The organism is Neorickettsia sennetsu str. Miyayama (assembly GCF_000013165.1).
In the GTDB taxonomy this organism is placed as follows: Bacteria; Pseudomonadota; Alphaproteobacteria; order Rickettsiales; family Anaplasmataceae; genus Neorickettsia; species Neorickettsia sennetsu.
In genome coordinates this window covers 576,732-593,213 of the sequence record NC_007798.1, presented here as the reverse complement: position 1 = coordinate 593,213, position 16,482 = coordinate 576,732, and the positions used below count along the sequence as shown (strand labels likewise).

Here is a 16,482-nt window from a genome sequence, read left to right as displayed (position 1 = left end):
CGCTGTATACGTGTTCTCTAGTTCATCCTCCTTGCCCTCCCTGTTGTGGGGCTTGGCTTCTTTCGAGTTTTAAGTCCTCCAGTTCTCCGAGGTTTGGTCCGTGTTTCAGCTCTACTAAGAGTGGGATTCCGTGAGATTCTTCCATTATTCGCTTTATTTTTTTTGCTAGTTGTTGGATTACGTCTGTTTCAAGCTCGAATACAAGTTCGTCGTGTACTTGCATTACCATATGTGAGAGTAGTTCTTTTTCTTGTGCCATCCTAACCATTGCTGTGCGTATTATATCCGCGGCAGTACCCTGTATAGGAGCATTTATAGCAGACCTCTCTGCTACGAGTGAAATCGTACGATTATTGCTATTTATATTTTGAATAGGGCATTTACGGTTCATCATCGTTTTAACATAAGTATCTTTTCTTGCTTGGTTCCTTATGTGATTCATATAGATTTTGATTTCTGGGTACTCATCGAAATATTTTTGTATGTATGAGGCTGCCTCCTCTTTTGAGATCGCGAGCTGTTTTGATAATCCGAAGTTTGTTATTCCATAGACTATGCCGAAATTAACTGCCTTGGCTTTGTTGCGCAAATCTGGTGTAATTTTATCCGTTTTAAAAATCTGACTTGCTGTAAGTGTGTGCAGATCTGTGCCACTGGCAAGAGCGCATTTCAAACGCTCTACGTTTGCTATGTATGCAAGAATCCTTAGTTCAATTTGAGAGTAATCTGCACATAAAAAATGATGTCCTTCTTTTGCTGTAAAAATTTTTCGTATTTCTTTTTCTCTTGGTATGTTTTGAAGATTTGGATTGGACGAGCTCAGCCTGCCAGTGAGTGTAAGTGTTGCAGAATAAGTAGTGGAAATACGATGTTTTTCTTCGTTGGGATTTACCTTCAGAAGAAGTGGATCTATGTACGCAGTTTTCAGTTTAATATAATGTCTCCACGAGAGAAGGTAATCTGCTATCTCATATCCCTGAATGCTCAGGCTGGTTAACACTTCGTTGTCTGTACTGGACAAACCACTTTTTAGCTTTTTCTGCACAGGTATTTGCATTTCTTCGAATAACACCTTCCCGAGTTGCTTCGGTGATTGCAGAGAAAAAGTCTTTCCGGCAATATCAAAAATCTTGCTTTCTATCTCCTCTAATTTACCTGATATTTGCGTAGATAGTGAGAGGAGTTGTTCTACGTCCAGGGATATGCCATTTTTTTCCATGTGTTTTATGGCATTAATCAGAGGTTTGTCCACCTTATAGTAGAGGGTCAATACCTTTTCTGTGAACATTGCGTTGCATAGTTTTTCATAGAGCTCATTTAGTCTTTTATGGAACGCTTCTCGGGAAGTTTCTCCAAGGTAGTGTGAGAACAAGTACTCAAGATCCGTGTTCAAGGTATTCAGAGGATAAGCGATTACCTTTAGATCCTCAAAAGAGTCATTTGTAGGGTCGGGATGTGGTATGTTGTCGCTATGAAAAATTTTCTTTATTGATCGATCTGTAAATAGATCTTGGAGCATGTTTAGGTCACCTATGATTGAGGCTTCTCGCGTACTAAAAATGGTTTTCTCACCATTTTTATAAATGGTTATCTGGCCTTCATATTTGGCACTAAGACTAAAATCATTAATTTTATTTGTTGATTTTGTAATATGTAGTAACTGTTTAGGAGTACTTTTGACTAGCTTTGGAATAAGGTTTTTAAAGCCATATTTTTCTAGAAAGGCTAATAGTTTTGTACCGTCTTGTTGCTGATAGCGTATGCAATCGAGGGAACACTGAATGTTTATATCATCTACAAGCGAGACCAGTCTCTTTGATAGTGTAAGCTGATCGTGATGTCTAAGAAGACTTTCTTTAATTCTTGCTGGGGAAATTTCGTTAAGTCTGAAGTTTTCTATTGCACCGAACGTGTTAAGAAGTTTTGCAGCTGTTTTTACACCAATTCCAGGCACTCCTGGAATATTATCAGATGTGTCACCAACAAGGGAGAGAAAATCTGTCATTTGTGTTGGAAATACACCAAATTTTTCCTTAACTTCGTTAACCCCTATGATCCTGTTCTTTATTGGGTTTATGACATGTACATTCTCATTGACAAGTTGCATAAGATCCTTGTCGGTTGAAAGTATTTTTATTTTTAGGTCACTTTTAGAAAACTTTCTTACCAGAGTTGCTATGACATCATCAGCTTCAAAGCCTTCAATTTCGAGTGGATTAAGATTTAAAACGTCTACACATTCCCTAAGAAGAGCGAACTGTGGGGTCAGGTTTCCAGGAACTGGAGGTCTGTTTGCTTTGTAGTTGTTGTATATAGTCTCCCTAAATGTCGATTTGCCATGATCCAGCGCAACCACTAAATATTCTGGTTTGGTTCGAAGGTGTTTTAGCAATATGTTTAGGAAACCGTATACTGCTCCTACGGGCAGTTCATTATGTGTAAGGTTTGGTAGAGCAAAGTACGCACTAAAAAGGAAGTTATATGCGTCTATTATCATCAAGGTTTCAGACATTGAGTACCTTTCCCTAGTATCAGAGTGTGAATTGTACTACATATGGATGGTTAGTCACGTTTTATATTGTATAGGATTCTCGGCTTGTACTGTTGGCTCCTCACTTGATGGAATTGCCTCAATTTTAGGAAGGTTTTCTTAGTTTCTTAATTAATTTGATTCTTCGTTGTGATGAACTGCGTGTGGTTTTCAAGATTTGCTGTGTTCTCAAGTTACTGCATTTTTTTATAAAAAAAATAGCATCTTTATATGAAACCTCGATGTTCTCAAGATTATTTGATGCTATAATTCCGCGAGTAGCCCTGGGTTTATATGAATAACAAGACTCTAAACATAGCCGTAATTGCTCACGTGGATCACGGAAAAACAACGTTAACTAATAATCTGCTTAGGCAGGCCAATGTTTTGGATGAGGTCGGCATGGACAGAAATCCATTGGAACAGAAACGTGGTATTACAATGTTCTCGAAGGTTGCTTCTGTATCTTATGGGAATGTGAAAATCAATCTTATAGATACACCAGGACACTCGGATTTTGGAGGTGAGGTAGAGCGCATCCTGTCAATGGTAGACTCTGTTATGTTACTTGTTGATAGTGCAGAAGGTGTTATGCCGCAAACAAAATTTGTCCTCTCAAAGGCGCTTAAGGTAGGATTGAGGCCTATAGTGATAATAAACAAAGTTGATCGTCCAGATAGGAGAATTGAAGAGGTCATCAATGAAATATCTGACCTTTTTCTTGCTCTGGAAGCGAATGATGAGCAACTAGATTTTCCTGTTCTGTATGCCTCCGGTAGAGATGGTTGGTGTGTCCGTGATCTCAATGATCAGCGAGAAAGCCTCGTACCACTGTTGGAAACAATAATAGGGTACACTCCTGTCCGGAAATATGATAGAGAAGCACCTTTTTCAATGCTCGTTACGATGCTCGAAAATGACAATTTCCTTGGAAGAATTTTAATTGGAAAGATAGAGCAGGGTTCTATTTCAGTGAATGCACACGTAAAGGCAATAAATTTAAGTGGGGAATTGTTAGAGAATTCCCGCATAACTAAGTTGCAAATTTTTGACGGTATGGTGAAGAAGGTTGTTGAGAATGCAGAAGCAGGCGAAATAATTGCTATCGCTGGTTTAGCAGATACATCGGTCACTGATACTGTATGCGATCCATCGGTGAATACACCAATTGATGCTATTCCAATTGATCCCGCTACTATCTCTATCAACATTTCCGTTAATACTTCCCCTTTCACTGGTAAAGAGGGGAATAAACTAACTTCTCGTATGATTTTGGCGCGCCTCCTACAAGAGGTGAAGACAAATGTTTCCATAAAAATGGAAGAAAGAGGAGAAGGACAATTTGAAGTGATGGGACGTGGAGAATTACAGCTCGGTGTTCTGATCGAGAACATGAGAAAAGAGGGCTTTGAATTATCTGTTTCACGGCCAAAGGTAGTGATAAAAATCGACGAGAATGGTCAAAAAATGGAGCCGATCGAAGAGCTTACAATCGATATGGATGAAGAATACGCAGGGATAGTAATGGAGACCCTAAACACAAGGAAAGGGATCATGCAATCTATGGAAAACTACCCGGGAGGAAGGGTAAGGTTGGTATATCATATTCCTGCACGTTCGTTGATTGGATATCATGGGAAGTTCTACTCAGATACCAGAGGAAGTGGTATACTGAATAAAGTATTTTATGGCTACGCACCATACTCTGGGAAGATAGATAGTAGATCGAATGGTGTTTTGGTATCGAATGGACAAGGGGAAGCTGTTGCTTATGCACTCTTCAATTTACAGGATAGAGGCATAATGTTTGTAAAGCCACAGGATCCGGTCTACTGTGGAATGATAGTAGGTGAACACAGCAGGGGTAATGACCTTGATGTAAATGTCCTCAAGGGTAAGCAGCTCACAAATATTCGTGCTGCTGGTAGTGATGAGGCAGTCAGGCTTAGTCCACCCTTGCTAATGACGTTAGAAGAAATGATGGCTTATATTAATGATGATGAACTTGTTGAAGTGACACCGTTGTCTTTGAGGTTGCGTAAAAAGGTATTGGATTCCAACATGAGGAAAAAACAGAACGTCTAAAAATGAAGTGTACAAAGGGCAAGAAAAACGTACGGACTAAGTATTGTGGAGTGTTCGTAGAAGTCCTACTTATAGCAATATTGAGGGGCGCAGCCATGGCCTTAAGCATGGTTCGGGGGCAAAAGAAAGTTACTTATATACTCCTGGTAACGAGCATTTTGCTGCAGGTTTTTATTTCTTTTTCTGTACTATACGTAAGTTATACAAGAAGTAGCACGTGTAATAATATAAAAACTGCATACGAAAAAGCTTGTATAATTTTGTCTTCCTCAGAAGATAGCGGTATTCCATCTAAAAAGCTAAACAAATTCACTCAACCTACTTTCGTTGCTGAAGTAGCGGCTCAGGTGGCCAGTACTGTTGGTGTTACAGTTGTTACCTTTTTTTACAAAGAGGGAAGGCTTGCAGTCCCCGGCTACGCTACCTTAATGGTTTTTTTCTTTATTTTAGGATCATTTTCTTCTTTCCCTTCGGTTGTGGACCGTAGAGAGTCGTTGTTCTACGCTACCAAACTGAATTCAGTTCTAGACAATGTGCTCGCTAGCCAAAGTTCTGTAACGGAAACACTTTCTACGATGACAGATAGAGGAGAAATTGCTCTACGACACGCAACGAACAAACGCACGCCAGGCGAGTGGATTATAAAACAAACATATACCAGGTAATTCTGACCTGGAATGATTAGAAATGTATTGGCTTGAAAAATGCTCCTAGAGCGGCTTCTTTCATTGCTTCGTTTAGGTCTGGGTGAGAGTGGCAGGTTCTCGCGATATCCTCCGCTGAAGCACCATATTCCATTGCCAGGACGGCTTCGGCTATAAGTGAAGAAGCAGATGGTCCGACTATGTGCACACCGAGTACGGTGTCGTGCTCATCAACTAACATCTTTACAAAACCTCCTGTGTCGTTAGTCGTTTTAGCCCGACTATTAGCTGCAAACGGAAATTTGGAGGCTTTGTATTTTATACCTATGACTTTCAATTCTTCCTCGGTTTTTCCTACACTTGCAACTTCTGGGTGAGTATATATTACAGATGGAATCCATCCAATGTGGCCTGTCCTACCTGCTAGGATTTCTGCTACAGCTACCCCTTCTTCCTCGGCTTTGTGAGCTAGCATTACCCCCGGAATTGTGTCCCCTATGGCATATACTCCAGGAACGCTGGTTTGGAAATTTTTATCTACCTTTATGAAACCAGACGGGTTCCTCTCCAGCTCAACACCAATATTGGCTGAGTATGGACGCCTGCCAACGGCGACTAGAATTTTTTCTGCTGATATACTTCCTATTTTTTCATCTTTCTCAAAGGTTGCAGAAAGAAGCTTTCCTTTTTTTATCTCTGTAATCCTACTGGAGAGATGGAACTTTATACCTTGTTTTGTTAGTGATTTCAGAAGATAGTCGCTGACTTCACCATCTGAGGCTGCTGCGATTCTGTCCGCGTATTCCATAAGGGTGACCTCAGTGCCAAGTCTTGACCAAATGGAAGCCATTTCCAGTCCTATTGCTCCCCCTCCAATGATAATCATGCTTTTAGGGACAGCGTCCAGCTCTAATGCGCCACGTGATGATAAGATGCTTTTCTCATCACACTTCGCGAACGGAAGCTCAGCTGCCTCGGAACCAGTTGCAAGAACAACATACTTTGTGTGTATGGTCTCAGTTTTGTCAATAATGACGGATTTTTTTTTTGTATCACCATTGGCTAGTATGCTGCCCGTTCCAGTAAACCGAGTAACCTTATTTTTCTTGAATAAAAACTCGATGCCTTGGGATAATTCCATCACTATTCTGGATTTATTTCCCATCATTTTTGTTAGGTTCAACTTTACATCAGAGCATTCTACTCCGAGAACATCAAAGCACTTTTTAGCAGAATAGTAAGCGTAGGATGAGTGGAGTAACGCCTTGGAAGGGATACATCCTTCGTTCAGACATGTCCCACCGAGAGAAGGGCGTTTTTCTACACATGCAACCTTCATACCGAGTTGTGCCGCTTTTATACTACACACGTATCCAGCGGGGCCGCCGCCTATGACAACTACATCAAACTCTTTCTCGGACATTCTCACAAAAAAGTGACACAAGCCTAAATGGTATTACAAAAATTTTGTGCTGGAAATCTTTTTCTATTCTTTATTATGCCGAAATTACTTTTTGGGTAGTTCTCTGCTGCGCAGACTTGCTCTAACAATGGCAAAATCCCTGGTAGGGAAACTTGTGTACCATCCCTTTTATTGAGTATTTTGGTCCAGGGGAAATCCATGATTTGTGTACTCTTAGAGGATTTTGGTGTAGAATCACGGCGCTTGCTTTTATTTTGTTGGCATAATATTTGTCTTTGGGAGGGTACAAGATGAGAAAGTTACCTATCACTAGGGAGGGGTATTGTAAACTTCAGGAGGAACTAGAAAAGCTTGTCAAAGTGGTGAAGCCGTCAGTTGTAGCCGCAGTTGCTCAGGCTAGAGAATTAGGTGATCTTTCTGAGAATGCTGAATACCATGAAGCACGAAAAGAGCAAAGTTTTGTTGAAGGGAAAATACGGGAATTGCAGTTATGTCTTTCAGAGGCAGAAGTGATAGATGTTTCTCAATTTACAGGCGAAAGGGTAAAATTTGGTGCCTCCGTGACGCTAGAAAATATGGAAAGTAAGAGCGTGCTAATCTACCAAATTGTAGGTAACCTCGAGTCTGATATAAAGGAAGGAAAAATATCTGTGTCCTCACCAATCGGAAAGGCAGTAATGAATAAGGAAGTTGGTGAAATCGTGGAAATAGATCTCCCGAGTGGTAAGAAAACCTATAAAATCTTGGGTGTGGAATTTAGACAAAGTTGAAGCGTCTCTTCGATACAAGAGCTATAATTGCTCGCAGGAAGCGTTTTGCGGGGGTGGATGCGTCCCATTATTATCTTTTACTGGAGATATATGCCCTTCTGCTTGAGAAGATAAGTGGTAGCTTCAGTGACGTGCTCAATTTTGGTGCCCACAGGGGAGAACTTCTTGTCAGTTTGAAAGAATTTGAGGATCTTTCTTTTGCAAATGTTGTTCACCTGGACGTGTGTCACGAAATGCTAGCGTCCGTATCTGGTAAGAAAATTGTCGTCGAAGATGATAGTTTTGAGCTTGGGGAGAATAATTTTGATCTTGTCATAAGTGGCATGTTTATGCACCATGTGAACGATTTGATAGGCGCCTTTTCAGCTATATACAGGTCTTTGAAGGTTGGGGGTATGTGTCTTGTTAGTCTTTTTGGTCCTGAGACATTGATAGAACTCAAACAAGCTATCTTCAATGCAGAGGGTGGGGATGGTTTTGTGCCTAGAGTTTCTCCTTTTATTCACATTAAGGATGCAGGAAGACTTATACAAAGAGCTGGGTTTGTGCTTCCCATTGTGACAAGTGAAAAAGTAGTCGTCGAATACTCGAGTGTATATAAGCTTTTCACTGACATACATGCTACTGCGCAAAGTAGTGCAATCTCAGGGATCAATTATGGTATGACTACCATGGGCACTCTCAAGAGAATCATAACGGAATATGAGAGACTTTGTCTTGATGGAATCAAAGCCACATTTGAAGTACTAGTGCTTGTCGCAATGAAAGGTGCCTGAATGTCTGCTTTCATTACTTGCCCTGTTACAGGTGTGGGTCATACGGGTGATCTAATCAAAATAGGACACAATGTGTTAGGATAGTGCAGAAATAGATAGCGTCAGTGCTGTTGTCGAATTAGACACGTAGTTCAATCCGAATGGGCTACATATATTTAGAATTTAGACAGCGCAAAAAAGGATAGTGTATAGACTGCTGTTGTTGAGCTAGATGAATAATAATTCTAGCCCGAATGTGCTGCTCATTTGTTGAGACACCATGGGATGGAGGATAGTATGTTCATTTCAAACGATATTTTGTCAGTGCTGAAAAAGCTATGTACTTGTTATGGTGTGGGTGAGTTATCAAGTTATGCACATGAAAAAGGATAATTCGATATCATTGTTCATTCCGAGTTGATAAGATATTGACGATCTAGGGTTTTAAGTATGGAAGAATACGTGATATACACCGACGGTGCATGTTTAGGTAATCCAGGTCCTGGTGGTTGGGCTGCAGTGATAATTCAGAGAGGTACCAACGAAAAGATAATTTCCGGGAGAGAGGCAGATAGTACAAATAACAAAATGGAGTTGCTTGCAGTAATAAAAGCTCTGGAGTCGTTTGAACAAAAAGGAAAAAGAGTCACTGTATACACCGATAGTACTTATGTCTACAAAGGTATCACTGCTTGGATAGAGAGTTGGATGAAAAATAAGTGGCGTAACTCATCAGGAGGAGCTGTAAAAAACAAGGAAATGTGGGTCAGGCTACATGGAATTGCAGCCGCACATACTGTACGATGGTTGTGGGTTAAGGCTCATAATGGTGATCATTATAACGAAATTGTTGATAGAGTAGCACGAAAAGAAGCTGCCTCTTTTACGAATTGCGAACCTGAATAAAGTTTTTGTTGTGTTAAGTGTGTCGTTGGTAATTAATTTCTTCTAATGTAGAGACTACGGCGCCCTATTGGGACTTTCCAGTGTTCAGAATTGCAGTCTGATTTTATGTGGTGTGGATGATGAAACGGTCTTTTAATACTATCTCTGCGTAGTCTTTGAATGGGGCAAGGTTTCAATAAGCAAAGTGTGCAAGCTATATGAATTAGATGTCTATAAATGGTGTAAAGCAGTAGAAAGGATTTGACGACCTATGATTGCTACGGATGGTTAGTTTACGTGATTGGAACTCGCCCAAAAGCTATTTTGCTTTTCCAATGGTTTGTTAATATGAAGTTTTGTAAGCAGTTGTATATAATTCTCGATTTGTTCTTGTTTTTCGCGCACGCATGGTGCTAAACTGCCTCCTGGTTCTATTTTATTAGTCTTGAGATGGGTTTTAGTCTCCGTGATAAGCGCATACTGGTCACCGGGGCATCTGGAGGTATAGGAGAAGCTTTAATTAGGTATCTTCATGCCTTGGGAGCCAGACTTGTTATTTCGGGCACTAAAGAGGCGAAATTGCACGCCCTGAACGCAAGTATTGATTGCGGAGCACATGTTATTGTGCAGGACCTTTCAGATTTGGAGAATGTGCACCTGCTCATAGAAGGCTGTAAGGAAAAACTAGGTGGTCTGGACGGCTTAGTTTGTAATGCTGGAATCACGGATGATAAATTGTCCTTACGTATGGGGCTAGATTCGTGGCAGAAGGTTATCAATGTCAATTTAACGTCAAGTTTTATACTCAATAAAAATGCTGCAGTGCTGATGATGCGTCAAAAATATGGGAGAATAGTGAACATTTCTTCAGTCGTTGCGGTTATGGGTAACTCAGGTCAGGTGAACTATTGTGCCGCAAAAGCTGGGATCATAGGTATGTCAAAAAGTTTTGCTCGTGAGTTTGCATCTAAAGGGGTACTGGTGAATTGCATTGCGCCTGGCTTCATCAAGACTAACATGACGGATAAGCTCACCGAAGAGCAACTTGCACAAGTACTTCCTACCATTCCGATGAAGCGGGTTGGATTACCTGAGGAACTATGTGGTATTGTCGCTCTTCTACTCAGTGATATGGCAAGTTATATTACAGGGCAGACTTTCCACGTGAATGGCGGAATGTTGATGGTATAGTTCTGTGTGCCCCTGAGGACTTTCGCTGTTTAATCCAAGTTGTGCATTAAGTCTGGCTTCCCTCGCCGTCTGTGCTGGCTTTTTCTAATAGAAAGTTACCTGTTGTTTTCTTGGGAAATTGTTTTTATTACGAGTGGTTTTGGATGATATTATCGTGTATACTTCCACCTATCTTTAAATGTCCCTTGTGTGATGCGTAAGCTTCATTTTTTATTCGTAGCTTTTTTACTGTCTGCTAATTCAGCGCTTGCCGATCTAAAGATTGCAGTGGCCGATATAAATGTCATCTTCGAAAGCTCTTCGGAAGCGTCGGCACTTATGGAAAGCATAAAGGCGAAGCAGCGCGTTGTCAGGGAAAAGTTTATTTCTACTAGGGCTGCAATAGAGGAAAAATATAAAGAGCTTGAGAAACAGAAAGATGTCCTTTCAAAGGAGGCATTTGATGAGAAGGCAAAGGCTCTTTCAGACGAGGTTTCTTCAGCTGAAAAGGATGCTGCCAAAAGCGCTTCCGATATTGAGAATGAGTATATGTCACGTATAGAGGACATAGGAAAGAAAGTGAAGCTATTTGTGGATGACTATGCTGTCAAAGAGAAATTCGACCTGATCTTGAGTGCAAATCAGGTGTTATACCATTCTGGTGCAATTGCTGATATCACAGGTGAGCTTGTTGCAAAACTTGATGCGAAGAAAGCTGATGAGGGCGGTGTGAAATCTAGCTCTGCACCTTCTGATATAAAATCCGATGTCAAAGGCAGTCCCTCTGAGCAGGCTGATTCAGGAACGAAGTCAGCTAAATCTAAGAAAAAGTAGACTGTGATGGGTGCTGGGGATGTCTTGTTATCTCGTGAGGAGATAAAAAAGAGGATCCCTCATAGGGATCCTTTCCTTTTTTTGGACGAAGTAGTTAAAATTGACAGGGAGTCTCAGTCTATAGTTTGTCGTTGGAAGCCTGCTTCTAATGCTTGGTTTTTTCAAGGGCACTTTCCTGGTTTCCCAATCACCCCGGGTGTATTGCTCATTGAGGCGCTTGCTCAGGCTGCTGGTGTATACGCTATGATGACTGTCGAGGAGAAATACCATAAGAAGCCGTTCTTTTTTGCCTCCATTGAGAAAGCGAAGTTCAAGAAGCCTGTTTTGCCGGACACTCAACTTCTCCTAAATGCAACTTTATTAAAGAAATCAATGAATTTCTGGAAGTTTGAAGCTGGGGCTTATATAGCTGATGAGCTCTGTGTAGAGGCGACAATTATGGCGACAATCCAGTCAGAATGATGAATGCAATAAATTGTTCGTTCTCTTAATTTATTTGAACAAACAGGTATGTTATTCAGGTGCGCTTCTTCGTTTGAGCGAGCTTTTCACAAGTGTCTGACTGTGGTTTTCCTTTAGCTATCTTCTTGCTAAAGATGTGCAGATTTTACTGTGAGAGCATTATTTTCCTGACTTAAGCAGGAAAGAGCGCTGTGTTAGAGTTTTGAGGAGTGCTACACTGGAGAAGCTGATTGAACGTTTTTTATTAGCACGAATTTTTTCTTCTAACTGTAATGTCTTTTGGGCGCAATCTTCCAAAGGTTGATGAACTGTATGATACCGAAAGATTGGCAGTGCTACATGCGAAATTCTTATCTTCACTTAAGAAGCCAGTGGGAGATACAGTTTTACTTGCATCTGCTTTAGAAGCCTTTATAGTGAAACTCTTCTGTATAGAAGAGACATTTGAAGAAAAATCTAATTCCATAAAAAGAGCGAATGTAATACATCTCTGCAAGCGAAGTTTTATTGAGAGGATCGCTTTAAGAGAATATACAAAAACAATACCTTTTCCTACAGTAAAACAAAAACTAAAAACTATTCTAAACGTACCCAAGTTTGATGGACTCTTGTATGCAGAAAAAGCACTTGAATGGCTTAGGGAGCGAGAAAAATATTCAGTAGAGTTGAATCTTGCTGCTCAGTATGCACTCTATATGGTCGAAGCCGTAGACAACGCAGATGGTGCTTTCTGTGCTCTAGGGGAAACTTGCCAGTGCCACGGTACTGTATCTCTATCAAACTGTTCTTCCAGAGAATATTGTGGTGCTCTATTTCATTTGCCTAAAAAACTTAATTGCGAATCGCTTATACAATTCGAGCGTGCTGAAAGGGATGGATTAGTTATTCTAGAAAAGAGAGGGTATCAACCACGTGATGGTTTCCAGCTAATTGATGCTGGATTGGATGAGGTGTCCAGTGTGGATCAAGCTTGTTATTGCTTAATATGTCATTTCCGTAAAAAGGATACCTGTAGGAGCGGATTTTCTTTGCCAGAAGTAGGATATAAAAAGTCGGCATTTGGAATAATACAAAAAGGATGCCCGCTGGGACAAAGAATTTCTGAGATGAACAAATTATACTCAGAAGGTAAGATTATAGCTGCGTTGGCTGTTGTAACGCTCGATAATCCGATGTGTGCTGCTACTGGACACAGGATCTGTAACGATTGTATGCGTTCATGCATTTACCAGAAACAGGAGCCAGTTAATATTCCAGGAATAGAAACTGCAATTCTGGATGCTGTTCTGGAGTTACCATTCGGTTTTGAAATCTATAGCCTTCTAACAAGGTGGAATCCTTTACGTCCTGAAAACCAGTTTCCAAAGAAGCTCTCGGGTAGGAAAGTACTTATCTCTGGCTCTGGTCCAGCTGGTTTCACTCTAGCGCATTATCTCATTAATGAGGGACACACAGTAGTTTTAGTAGATGGTGTCAAAATAGAGTCTTTACCATCAAAGTATACAGGAAGGTCGGGTTGTGAATGCAAAAGTTCTTGTTCAGGTAAGTGTTCTGGGCATGCTTTAGCAGGGCTATGCACACTAGATTATACTGAAGATCTTACTACAGCAGGGAAAGATTTGTGTTCAGCAGGGGTTTTTCCTATTACAGATGGGTGCTCGGTCAAAAATAAGAAGGATTTTGCACTAATTAGGGACATTAATGAACTCTACGAAAATCTTGATGAAAGAGTTGTTCAAGGGTTTGGTGGCGTTATGGAGTATGGCATCACGGTTAGATGGAATAAAAATTACCTAAAATTGATAAGGTTACTCCTTGAGAGAAGAGAAAACTTTCATGTTTTTGGTGGAGTGAGATTTGGGTCTAACCTTACCATTGAAGACTGTCACAGGCTAGGATTTGGGCATATAGCACTGTGTGTTGGTAGTGGTAGTCCCAATATTCCTAATATAACTAATGTTCTTGTTAGAGGTGTACGGTTTGCCTCAGATTTTTTAATGACACTTCACCTTGGGGGAGCATTTAAAAAGGATTCGATGACCTGCTTGCAGATGCGTATGCCCGTAGTTGTTGTAGGTGGGGGGCTTACTGCTGTGGATTCTGCAACAGAGGCTCTCGTTTACTATAAGGTTCAGGTCGAGAAATTTCTACAAAGATATGATTACTTAATCAGTACATACGGTGTTCTAGAAATAGAAAAAAATTGGAACGAAGAGGAAAAGCTAATAGCATACGAATTTCTCTCACATGCTAGAAAGCTTAGAACAACACAAAATAAGACACAATTTCTTAAATCGCTTGGCGGTGTGAAGATAGTTTACCGTAAGCGAATACAGGATAGTCCAGCATATCGTATAAATTTCGAGGAACTAGATAACGCACTACGTGAAGGTGTAGAATTCATCGAAGAAGTTGAGCCATTAGAAATTCTCCTGGATGAGTATGCGTCTGCAAAGGAAGTAATGTGTCTTAAAGATGGTAAGAGAATTATAATAAAAGCAAGGAGCGTTATTATAGCGACGGGGACTAAGGCCAGTACAGCTCTGAAGGACACATTTCCCTCATGGTACAACAACTTGGAGGGTAATATCAGTTTTTTTGGTGATCTAGATCAGAATTATGCTGGGAGCGTTGTTGGTGCGATGGCTAGTGCAAAAGATAAGTACCGCCTCATAACAGAGAAGCTGCTGAAAACTCCTCTCTCAGAAATATGTGAAAATTTCTCCGCTTACTATGAATCCAGTGTTAAGTATAGCAATGGTGAGGCCTCTAGTGAGTCAAGAGCGAGTGATACACGTTGTCATGGATCAACAGGTTCCATGATAGGATCTTGCACTGTACATAAATCTAGTGATGTCAGTGTGGGTGGTTCGGATATTACTTTGCACGTCCCAAATACCAAGGGAGGCGATGAAAATCAAGGTGAGCTTAAGATTACCGAAAACGATAGCGCTCTAGGTTGCGGTGAGGCCGATAACTATCGTGTAGTCCCTGCAAAAGAGCCTACTTTCCACAGGCACATTGTTAATGATTACTCTCCCGAGATTGCTAATAGAAGATTTCTACGGATGATGGAGCAGCTGCTAAAGGCAGAGGTGCTGGAAGTAATAGCTCTCACAAATAATATTTATGAGCTTCGTATTTGTGCGCCACTTGCTGCTAGGAATTTCATGCCCGGACAGTTCTATAAACTGCAAAACTTTCACTCTCCTTTCCAGATAGAAGCTATTGCTTTAACAGGATCTTGTGTTGACAAAAATAATGGTGTTATCTCGCTTATTGTTATAGAGGTAGGTGTATCTTCCTATCTATGTAAGTTTCTGAAAGTAGGGGAAAGGGTTGTTCTTACCGGTCCACTTGGCACGCCTACTGAGATTCCAGTAAATGAAAATGTTCTTCTGATCGGAGGGGGAGTTGGTAATGCGGTGCTGTTCTCCGTAGCTGAGGCAATGAAAAAAAATGGCTGTAACGTGCTTTATTTTTCTGGTTACAAAAAGCTGAACGATCGTTTCAAAGCGGATATGATTGAGGCTTTTTCAGACTGTGTTGTCTGGGTTTGCGATGAAGGGAAATTTCCTTCTAACAGGACTTGTGATGTTTCTCTTATGGGTAACATGATAATGGCTCTCGAAAAGTATATCAGAGGAGAAATATTACTTCCCATAAAAGCTGGAGCGCTTGATCGTATTGTTACTATAGGTTCGGATTCTTTAATGTCTGCTGTACAAAGATTTATTGATAAGCATAGACATATCCTCAAACCCAACCTAAAAGCGATTGCATCAATTAATTCGCCGATGCAATGTATGATGCAAGGCATATGCGCTCAGTGTATACAGAGGAGACACGTCAATGGGAAAGAAGAATACGTATACAGTTGTGTCAATCAAGATCAGAATATGGAGATTACGGACTTTTATTTTCTCTCTCAAAGACTAAAACAGAACTCCCTAACAGAAAAATTAAACTACTTGTATTGTAAGTCCCAGATGGAACAAAAATAATGTGGTGCTTCCGTTGTGTAACCTATACAAAATGCGGAAATTCACATTATAAGGCTCGGGTGGAACAAAATAGTGCGTATGTTCCCGCTTCAGAACTTATTAAACCCAAAATGATTTGTGCACAATAGTGCATGGCGATGTGTTAGTGGAGATAGATCGGTTGTTCAAAATTTTCTTGTCTTTCTCATTTACATAAGAGGTGGTCACTTATTTTTCTCACTTACACTTTGGTAAGAGGTAACAGCTTTGATCTTCTTTTTATTTGTACGCAGTGAGAGATAGCTTATCTCTCCCATTTACCAGATCAATGAGAGAGGATAATTGCGGTTTGTTTCTACATGCTATACGTTCTAGAGTGTAGTTCTTAGAGATGTTTAGCGCAAAAGGTGGACGTATTTAGGAGATTTTTCATTGTCACTATGGTAAAATTTGCACGAGCGTTTTCGACGATTTAGTTAAGGATTATGGAAGGTTCAGATGGCGGTGGCATGGGTGCAGTGCAACAAGCGATGCTCCAATCCAAGATGGCTAAAGAAAGTGGCGGTGGAGGTGTCGTAAACCTTGTTGAGCCAGTAAAGGGTGTCAACACGAGTGTTCTTTCCGCACAAACTGGTAACGTAGAGCAAGTTGGGCAGCAGCTCGGCGGTGCAATGGGCCTTTTATCAGGAAACTTTTGTGAAGGGATATTAAAACTTTCCGATCTGAACCCATTTGGTTTGCCAGATGTAGTTAACCAAGCTCGAGAGTTGCAATCAGAATTGGCTCAGCAAGCTGGCAGGGTGGCCGGTGTATTAAGACTTGAGGGCGTTTCTCCGCCTTCCCCTCAGAGTGAGAGTATGATTTTATCACCTGATTCTACACCTAGTATGGGACAGAGCGCGAGTCGAGGTATTGATCATTAACTCGGCGAAGATCTGAGT

Annotated in this window: 12 protein-coding genes; 10 read left to right on the top strand and 2 right to left on the bottom strand. The window is 40.8% G+C overall.

Annotated elements, in window-relative coordinates; genetic code table 11:
• Positions 1 to 22: 22 nt before the first annotated feature.
• Complete coding sequence (locus NSE_RS02720) at positions 23 to 2,512, bottom strand: DNA polymerase I (RefSeq protein WP_011452059.1); 2,490 nt, start codon at positions 2,510 to 2,512, stop codon at positions 23 to 25.
• Positions 2,513 to 2,824: 312 nt separating this feature from the next.
• Between NSE_RS02720 and typA the strand changes: the two genes are divergently transcribed.
• Both typA and NSE_RS02710 read left to right on the top strand, forming a co-directional pair.
• The gene (typA, locus tag NSE_RS02715) at positions 2,825 to 4,615 is read left to right on the top strand and encodes a translational GTPase TypA (RefSeq protein WP_011452057.1); all 1,791 of its coding nucleotides are present in this window, start codon (positions 2,825 to 2,827) and stop codon (positions 4,613 to 4,615) included.
• 2 nt (positions 4,616 to 4,617) lie between these two features.
• Positions 4,618 to 5,280 (top strand): hypothetical protein, encoded by a 663-nt coding sequence (locus NSE_RS02710; protein WP_157858679.1) that lies wholly within the window; start codon positions 4,618 to 4,620, stop codon positions 5,278 to 5,280.
• 16 nt (positions 5,281 to 5,296) lie between these two features.
• On the opposite strand, the gene lpdA is transcribed toward NSE_RS02710, so the two are convergent.
• On the bottom strand, positions 5,297 to 6,682 hold the full coding sequence (lpdA, locus tag NSE_RS02705; RefSeq protein WP_041917514.1) for a dihydrolipoyl dehydrogenase: 1,386 nt from the start codon (positions 6,680 to 6,682) through the stop codon (positions 5,297 to 5,299).
• Between the two features lie 290 nt (positions 6,683 to 6,972).
• Here lpdA and greA point away from each other — a divergent pair, with 290 nt between their 5' ends.
• The 8 genes from greA to NSE_RS02665 all read left to right on the top strand — a co-directional run bounded on the left by greA (position 6,973) and on the right by NSE_RS02665 (position 16,464).
• A complete protein-coding gene (gene greA, locus NSE_RS02700) occupies positions 6,973 to 7,452 on the top strand; it encodes a transcription elongation factor GreA (protein ID WP_011452053.1) in 480 nt (159 codons plus the stop codon).
• Positions 7,449 to 8,228: a class I SAM-dependent methyltransferase gene (locus NSE_RS02695; RefSeq protein WP_049821606.1), complete on the top strand. Its 780-nt coding sequence runs from the start codon at positions 7,449 to 7,451 to the stop codon at positions 8,226 to 8,228. Before greA ends, NSE_RS02695 begins: the two co-directional genes overlap by 4 nt.
• 429 nt (positions 8,229 to 8,657) lie before the next feature.
• Positions 8,658 to 9,113, top strand: coding sequence for a ribonuclease HI (rnhA, locus tag NSE_RS02690; RefSeq protein ID WP_011452051.1), 456 nt, complete (start codon positions 8,658 to 8,660; stop codon positions 9,111 to 9,113).
• A 429-nt stretch (positions 9,114 to 9,542) separates the two neighbouring features.
• Positions 9,543 to 10,283, top strand: coding sequence for a 3-oxoacyl-ACP reductase FabG (fabG, locus tag NSE_RS02685; RefSeq protein ID WP_011452049.1), 741 nt, complete (start codon positions 9,543 to 9,545; stop codon positions 10,281 to 10,283).
• Between the two features lie 192 nt (positions 10,284 to 10,475).
• Positions 10,476 to 11,096: an OmpH family outer membrane protein gene (locus NSE_RS02680; protein ID WP_041917513.1), complete on the top strand. Its 621-nt coding sequence runs from the start codon at positions 10,476 to 10,478 to the stop codon at positions 11,094 to 11,096.
• Positions 11,097 to 11,102: 6 nt separating this feature from the next.
• A complete protein-coding gene (gene fabZ, locus NSE_RS02675) occupies positions 11,103 to 11,558 on the top strand; it encodes a 3-hydroxyacyl-ACP dehydratase FabZ (RefSeq protein ID WP_011452047.1) in 456 nt (151 codons plus the stop codon).
• 272 nt (positions 11,559 to 11,830) lie between these two features.
• Positions 11,831 to 15,562 carry an FAD-dependent oxidoreductase gene (locus NSE_RS02670; protein WP_011452045.1) on the top strand — a complete coding sequence of 1,244 codons (3,732 nt, stop codon included), beginning with the start codon at positions 11,831 to 11,833 and terminating at the stop codon, positions 15,560 to 15,562.
• Between the two features lie 464 nt (positions 15,563 to 16,026).
• Positions 16,027 to 16,464 carry a hypothetical protein gene (locus tag NSE_RS02665; RefSeq protein WP_157858678.1) on the top strand — a complete coding sequence of 146 codons (438 nt, stop codon included), beginning with the start codon at positions 16,027 to 16,029 and terminating at the stop codon, positions 16,462 to 16,464.
• The last annotated feature ends 18 nt before the right edge of the window (positions 16,465 to 16,482 follow it).